The organism is Sphingomonas abaci (assembly GCF_014199625.1).
Taxonomy (GTDB): domain Bacteria; phylum Pseudomonadota; class Alphaproteobacteria; order Sphingomonadales; family Sphingomonadaceae; genus Sphingomonas; species Sphingomonas abaci.
The window spans coordinates 1-6,548 of sequence record NZ_JACHNY010000029.1; the positions used below are offsets into that span (position 1 = coordinate 1).

At 60.8% G+C, this 6,548-nt stretch carries 7 protein-coding genes and 1 pseudogene; 4 read left to right on the forward strand and 4 right to left on the reverse strand.

Annotation, left to right across the window (positions count from 1 at the left end):
• Positions 1 to 408: 408 nt before the first annotated feature.
• Both GGQ96_RS20895 and GGQ96_RS20900 read right to left on the reverse strand, forming a co-directional pair.
• The gene (locus GGQ96_RS20895; RefSeq protein ID WP_184117169.1) at positions 409 to 774 is read right to left on the reverse strand and encodes a hypothetical protein; all 366 of its coding nucleotides are present in this window, start codon (positions 772 to 774) and stop codon (positions 409 to 411) included.
• Between the two features lie 178 nt (positions 775 to 952).
• On the reverse strand, positions 953 to 1,450 hold the full coding sequence (locus GGQ96_RS20900; protein ID WP_184117170.1) for a GAF domain-containing protein: 498 nt from the start codon (positions 1,448 to 1,450) through the stop codon (positions 953 to 955).
• 287 nt (positions 1,451 to 1,737) lie between these two features.
• On the opposite strand from GGQ96_RS20900, the gene GGQ96_RS20905 reads away from it, so the two are divergent.
• Complete coding sequence (locus tag GGQ96_RS20905) at positions 1,738 to 3,573, forward strand: diguanylate cyclase (RefSeq protein ID WP_184117171.1); 1,836 nt, start codon at positions 1,738 to 1,740, stop codon at positions 3,571 to 3,573.
• Between the two features lie 74 nt (positions 3,574 to 3,647).
• On the opposite strand, the gene rpsU is transcribed toward GGQ96_RS20905, so the two are convergent.
• Positions 3,648 to 3,848, reverse strand: a complete 201-nt coding sequence (rpsU, locus tag GGQ96_RS20910) for a 30S ribosomal protein S21 (protein ID WP_184117172.1) — start codon at positions 3,846 to 3,848, stop codon at positions 3,648 to 3,650.
• A gap of 243 nt (positions 3,849 to 4,091) precedes the next feature.
• On the opposite strand from rpsU, the gene GGQ96_RS20915 reads away from it, so the two are divergent.
• Together GGQ96_RS20915 and GGQ96_RS20920 are read left to right on the forward strand one after the other, a co-directional pair.
• Positions 4,092 to 4,580: a hypothetical protein gene (locus tag GGQ96_RS20915; protein ID WP_246360761.1), complete on the forward strand. Its 489-nt coding sequence runs from the start codon at positions 4,092 to 4,094 to the stop codon at positions 4,578 to 4,580.
• A 210-nt stretch (positions 4,581 to 4,790) separates the two neighbouring features.
• Positions 4,791 to 5,093: an SWIB/MDM2 domain-containing protein gene (locus GGQ96_RS20920; protein ID WP_184117173.1), complete on the forward strand. Its 303-nt coding sequence runs from the start codon at positions 4,791 to 4,793 to the stop codon at positions 5,091 to 5,093.
• Between the two features lie 103 nt (positions 5,094 to 5,196).
• Here the strand turns inward: GGQ96_RS20920 and GGQ96_RS20925 are convergent, their stop codons facing one another.
• Complete coding sequence (locus GGQ96_RS20925) at positions 5,197 to 5,394, reverse strand: hypothetical protein (protein WP_184117174.1); 198 nt, start codon at positions 5,392 to 5,394, stop codon at positions 5,197 to 5,199.
• Positions 5,395 to 5,627: 233 nt separating this feature from the next.
• Between GGQ96_RS20925 and GGQ96_RS20930 the strand changes: the two are divergent.
• Positions 5,628 to 6,488 (forward strand): annotated as a pseudogene (locus GGQ96_RS20930) (IS110 family RNA-guided transposase); the annotation flags it as partial.
• Between the last annotated feature and the right edge of the window lie 60 nt (positions 6,489 to 6,548).

Sequence of the window (6,548 nt, forward strand, 5' to 3'; positions counted from 1 at the left end):
CAGACGCATCGCAGACCATCCGGCCCGCCGGGTCGCTGAACTGCTGCCGTGGAACTACCGGCCCGTTTGAGGTGACGCCGTCACCGGACGCTTACCAAGCCGATCGGCATGCTGCAGGCGACGACGCGAGAAGAGGCTAGCAGGCGCTTGGCCTGCTTGATCGTGGTGGCGGTGATCCGATGTTCCCGGCCATCCTCTACGGTTAGCCTGTGCGCCACGCTGTCCTCCTACCGTTTTATTCACCTTCACGATCTGCCACTAAATGCTGACAAGCAACAACAATGTGCAGAGCCGCAAAGCATTCAATATGACTTTAAATACGTGCCCGGTGCCAAACTTTGGTAGTTATCATATGGTTTTCAGCTCCTGCGATGGGACAATCAATATAGGCGAAAAGTCCTCACTTGTTCATGCATGCGAACTGAATATCGACTTGGCCATGTCGCTCGTACGGTCAAGGTAGACCTCGATCGCGGCGAGCGCCTTGGCGGACAGGGTCAGGAGATCGGAGAGATCACCATCACCATCGCCGACCACCAACTCGTTCTTGGACATGAAGATCAGCCATCGTTGCATGACCGACGGCGGACAAAAGGTGCGCTCAGCCAGCATGTGCCCATCCAAGCGCTGACTGGCGGCATCCGCGATAAAGAGATGCAGCAGAGCGTCCCAAGCGAACTCGCCGAACAGCTCATCGGGAAGGCCGTCGCGCCGCTGCGCTCGATTGTCGAGGATCGCCTGGGCAAGGCGGGCCTTCCGATCATGTTCGACCATCTCTTGGCAACTCCAATCAGCCTTTGATGGCGCTAGCCGGTCTTACCAAGATAACAAAGACGGGTTGGCCCGCGTCGGCCCATTTGATCATTGTACGGCGAGCAGGGTGTCATAGAACCTGTCCCCGACTGGGGCGACACTGACGCAGTTACGAGCGTAATGCGATGACAATGCTTCGTCAGTGCACTGTACGGGCCACCTGCGCTGCCAGGGCCTGCAGCTTCGTTACATGTACCGGATCGATGACCTTTTGGGGGGATCGTTTGGAGACGCAGAGCGCACCCAAGGCATAGCCCTGCGCATCGATGATCGGGGCAGCAACGAAGAAGCGGATCAGGCCTACCCTGACAAACGGATTGCCTCTAAATCGCTCATCACCTTCCGCATCCGGCAAGCAGAGAACTTCTGACGGGGTAAGGATTGCATGAGCGGACATCGACCTTGCCCGATCATAGCGACCAAGACGGCCGCCCGATGAGGCTATGACCTCCTGAACGGTATCGAATATCAGTGCGACCCCGGCCCATTCGGCATGGAACAGAAGCTTTGCGTGCTCTGCGATCTCACCCAATGCTGGGTTATCTATGTTGCCGATCAACCCGGACGCATGGACTGCCCGATTACGAGCAGGCTCGTTTGAAGGGACAGGCGCCAGATTATAGAGCGTGATGGACAAGTTGACGCCTCTCTTGCATTCAATCTTATACGCTACTCAGCATTACCTTTTTCGAAGAGTGGTTTAGCTTTAAGCACGAACATCTCATTTGAGCTGGAGAGTCAAAGGAAATGCGCATGCGGCATCTTACATTTGTCCCAATGTGGGACATACATGCTGCTCAATCAGCTTTTTGCTCGTGTTTGGCTTTGCCGTTGGCGGCGGTGATAGCTGCAGAGCACGTCGGAAAAGTCATACATTTTCGGCTGCTAATCTGCTGCTAACCAATCAAATATAATCTAATATGGGTGTTTACCTCTCTCTACACCCGCATCGGCGCACTCGCGCTTGTCGTCGTCCTGGCACTCGCGTCGCTAGCGTGGCTGCTGTCTGATGCAGCGCATCGGACTGGCAGTAGCTTTCGCTGGGTGATCCATTCGGCAACGATCATCGAGACGACCGATGAAGCCTTAGGCGATCTGCGGGAGGCAGAGTCGGGACAACGCGGCTTCGTCCTGACCCATGACCTGGCCTATGCCCGGACGTTCGATGAGCGCATCAAGAGTGCCGCCACCAACATGGCGCGGGTCGTAGCCCTGACCGCCGATAACCCGGTCCAGCATGCCCGTACGCGCGAGATTGCCCGGCTGATGGCTGAGCGAACCATTGCGCTTCGCCGACCGCTGGATCTGGGAAGGGCAGGGGACTTCGCCGGTGCCCGTACCTTTGTGGCGAGTGGGCGCGGCCGCGAGTTGATGGATGCGATCACCGTGCGGACGCAGAGCTTCCTTGACGAGGAACGCGCACTGCAGACGGTACGGGTCGAGGCGGCGGAACGCCGGCTGACGCGTAGCAAACGACTGTCGCTGGCTGGCGCATCCATTGTAGCGATCCTTCTCCTCCTGGCCTGCACGTTGCTGATCCGCAGCATCCGGCGACCGCTTGCCGCGATGATGCAGGCGATGACCGAGCTTGGGCGCGGGCAGAAGGCCCGCATCGCTGATGGAATGGGCTCGCGGGAGTTCACGCTGTTGGCCAGGGGCTATAACGCCATGGCGGATCGCCTCGAGCAGGCAGTAGTCGAGCAGGCAACCAGCGAGCAACAGCTGCAGATCGCCAACACCGATCTGCACAGCCAGGGCGAGGCATTGCGTGAGCGCAATGAGGTCATCGAGTTGCTGGGCGGCATGGCGCACCGCATGCAGGCAGCACGCACCGATGACGAGCTGGCGCAGATTATCCGCGTCTTCGTGCCCCGTGTGCTGCCAGGCCTTGGCGGCGCGCTCTACGCTCACAACAACTCGCGCAATCTGCTGGTACCGATCGCCCATTGGGGTGGCTTGACGCTCAACCTGGATGGTTTCCCGCCTGACGAGTGCTGGGCGCTGCGTCGGGGCCGTAGCCACTGCGTGGTGGAGCCCGGTGCCGACATCGTCTGCGGTCATGTCTGTGCGGACGCGCTGTACCATTGTGAGCCACTGCTTGCCGGTGGAGAGGTGATGGGTGTCCTCTATCTTCGCGGACGCGTGCCGGCTGAGAGCCGCTTCCGGCTAACGGTGTTGACCGAGAACATCGCCTCAGCACTGGTCAATCACCAGTTGCAGCGGTCGCTGCGTGAACAGACCATCCGGGATCCGCTGACTGGGCTGTTCAACCGCCGCTATATGGAGGAGGCACTGGCCCTGGAGATCCCGCGATCATCCCGTTCCGGCCAGCCTCTCAGCCTTGTCATGTGCGACGTCGACCACTTCAAGCGCTTCAACGACGAGTTCGGGCATGACGCCGGTGACGCCGTTCTCCAGGCAGTATCGGCAGAGATGCGCAATCGCTTCCGCGACGGTGACGTGGTCTGCCGCTATGGCGGCGAGGAGTTCACGATCATCGCGCCCGGTACCGACGCGACCGCCCTCCTCAGCCGGGTCGAGCAGGTGAGGCTGGCGATTGCCGAGCTCAACATCCGCGCTGGCGGGCAGCGGCTTGGCGCCACCAGCATGTCCTTTGGGATCGCCACTTGGAGCAACACCATGGACTGCGATGGTACGAGCCCGATCAAGGCTGCGGATGCCGCGCTCTACGAGGCCAAGCGGTCTGGTCGGAACTGCGCGAAGGTCAGCCTTGTCGAGCCGCAGCAGGCGGCCGCCTAAGGTGATGACCGGCTAGGCGGCCGCCGGCAGCTTATGAGTTGCCAGGGCCGTCTCTGCGGCTGGCGCTGTAAAGATCAGCGGTCCCGATCAGCGCGCTTGCGATCGGCTTTGCGAGCACGGCTGATTGCTGCCGCGCACTCGCGAGCGCGCTTCTCGGACGGCTTCTCATAGTGCTGGCGCAGGCGCATCTCGCGGTAGACGCCTTCGCGCTGCAGCTTCTTCTTGAGCGCACGCAGCGCCTGGTCGACATTGTTTTCCCGGACGATGATCTGCATGGGCGGTGAGGCTTCCAACAAGCCGCAGTAGTTGCGGCGACTATGGCGGTGCCTGTATGGTGGCGGGGCGCTCAAGCCAAGTAGGGACGTGTGGCGATTTTTCCCTGGGGTCAGAGATCGGTGTGGATCGATTGGTCGGGTTGGCGATTAACCGGCCGCCACCCTGCTGAGTTACGAGGTTTCTTCTTGAGGTGAGGGAGATAAATAAGCTCACGGCCTCGACAAGGAATCGTCGATTGCGGCATGAGTGATGATCTGATGCCCATCCGCCCCGAACATGTCTTTCTGTACCCGATCGACTGGCAGCATATCTCGCACTTCATCCGCTTCAAACGGGCAGGGGGCGTTTGCGAGCATTGTCGGCGACCGCATGGGAAGCGTGTTTTCCATCTCGGAGATGGACGGTGGTGGGATGCAGAGCGGCTCTACTGGCGGTGTGCGAAAGGGCGGCGCGTGCGACGCCCGGCCGAGGACATCCTCACACGAGGCAAGTGGACCAAAGTGGTGCTGGCCTGCGCCCACCTCCATCACAATCCCAGCGACAGCGCCTTCGACAAGCTGGCCGCCTTGTGCCAGCGCTGCCATATGATCCACGATGCACCCGAGCATCGCCGTCGTCGCTGGCTGAACGCGCATTGTAGGCGAGCGCTGGGCGATCTTTTCCATGGCCCGTACCCTGAGCGGGGTGCCGACTGGATCACGCCAACCCCCATCAGCATGCTGGAGAGCTGACGAGAGGTTCCGTGGCCTACGTCGTGATAGCCGAGCCTTTATGCACCTCGCCCGATGAGAGCTGGTGGGCTGGTTCTGGCGCTCTGGTGACGTGGCTCATTCATGAGCGTGGGACCGGCGGAAATGGGTGAAGCGTCGCTGACGATATCGGCGGTTGCCGTCTCTCCCGGCAAGCGGCATCAGGAGCGTTGATTATCAGGGGAAGAGACGATGGCGACCAAGAAGAAAGCCGGTGCTGAGGAAGCGGCAGCGACGCAGACCAAGGCAGGCACGGGTATCCATGCAGCCGTACAACCCTCCAAGGAGCTCGGTGTGATCGTGGGCAACGATGCCTTGCCGCGCAGTGAGGTCATCAGCAAGGTCTGGGATTACATCAAGTCCAAGAACCTGCAGAACCCTGAGAACAAGCGCGAAATCCTGGCCGATGCCGATCTCCAGAAGGTGTTCGGCCGTGACAAGTGCACCATGTTCGAGATGAACAAGTACATTTCGCAGCATCTCACCAAGGCATGACATCAGGCGGCGGGGTGGGCGAGCAAGCCCATCCCGTCTTCACCTGCCTACCGTATCTCGAAACAACCTCCGCGCCGTCGTCTCGTGACCGCGCTGTACCCTCTCAATTGCCCCGCTCTGCGAATTCCAATTCCAGGCTGACGATGGCGGCCTCAATCAAGTCAGCCTGTTCGTAGGCTGGCTCACGCTGGATACGCCTCGCTTCCTGGATCAGTTCGTTCCAGTGGGCGACAGTGTCTTTGTAAACGGGATGACCGCGCAAGCGTCGAGCGCTGGCAATCGCGTTGTTCAGGTTGTTCAAGATCGGACCATGGAATTCCATCGCGCCGGGGTAGCTTGGTAGTGCTTCGAATAGAACGACAAAATTGCCCAGCTTTGTCTCGTTATGATGGCGCGGAGGGTAAGTCGTTGAGGCTGGTCTGGCGCCGAGAGCGGAGGGTCTGTATTCGGGCAAAATTGGTGATGGGGTGGACGCCCCCCGACGGCATCGATGTGCCAGAGTGGAGGTGTTGATCACCACTGAGGGAGGCGTCCGTGTTAGAGGCTACCACGATCGGGCTGGATATCGCCAAGCATGTTTTCCACGCGCACGGCGCTGACGAGCGCGGCGCGCAGGTGTTCAGCCGCAGGTTGAGCCGCGGCAAGCTGCTCGACTTCTTCATCGCCCACCCTCGCTGCGTGGTCGCGCTGGAAGCATGTGGCGGGGCGCATCACTGGGCCCGCGAGTTGCGCGCGATGGGGCACGAGGTTCGGCTGATCCCGCCGGCGTACGTGAAGCCGTTCGTGAAGCGGCACAAGAATGATGCGGTGGATGCCGAGGCGATCTGCGAGGCGGCACAGCGACCGAACATGCGGTTTGTGGCGGTGAAGACCGAGGAGCAGCAGGCTGCAGCGCTGGTCTTTCGAACCCGCGACCTGGCAGTGAAGCAGCGCACTCAGATCGGCAACGCACTCCGCAGTCATCTTGCTGAATACGGCTGGGTTGCACCCAAGGGAGCGGCGCACCTCGCGATGCTGGCGGACCTGCTCGACGACGGTGGGGAGATTGGCGAAACGCTGCCCGAGGCTGCACGACCGATGTTCGCAATGATGGTCGACATGCTTGCCGATCTCGATGAGCGGGTCGCCGCCCTGGACAAGGAGATCACGCGCCGGGCTCGAGAGGATGAGGTGGCCCGGCGTCTGATGACTATTCCGGGCATCGGACCGATCACGGCAACTGCCATCGCCGCAATAGCGCCTCCAGCCGAGACCTTCGCCAAGGGCCGCGACTTCGCTGCCTGGCTGGGGCTGGTGCCAAAGCAGGCGTCGACCGGCGGCAAGCAGAAGCTGGGTGCGATCTCGCGAATGGGAGAGCGAATGAACCGCGCCGGGTTTGTCGGAGGCCCCAACTCCTGAGAGGAAGGGGCTATGACGAGCAAGACGACGAACAAGTTTTCACCTGAGGTGCGCGCG

Coding starts and splice junctions, on each gene's coding strand:
- GGQ96_RS20920 (WP_184117173.1), top strand. CDS start 4,791: ATGGCGACCAAGAAGAAAGCCGGTGCTGAGGAAGCGGCAGCGACGCAG.
- rpsU (WP_184117172.1), bottom strand. CDS start 3,848: ATGCAGATCATCGTCCGGGAAAACAATGTCGACCAGGCGCTGCGTGCG.
- GGQ96_RS20915 (WP_246360761.1), top strand. CDS start 4,092: ATGAGTGATGATCTGATGCCCATCCGCCCCGAACATGTCTTTCTGTAC.
- GGQ96_RS20895 (WP_184117169.1), bottom strand. CDS start 774: ATGGTCGAACATGATCGGAAGGCCCGCCTTGCCCAGGCGATCCTCGAC.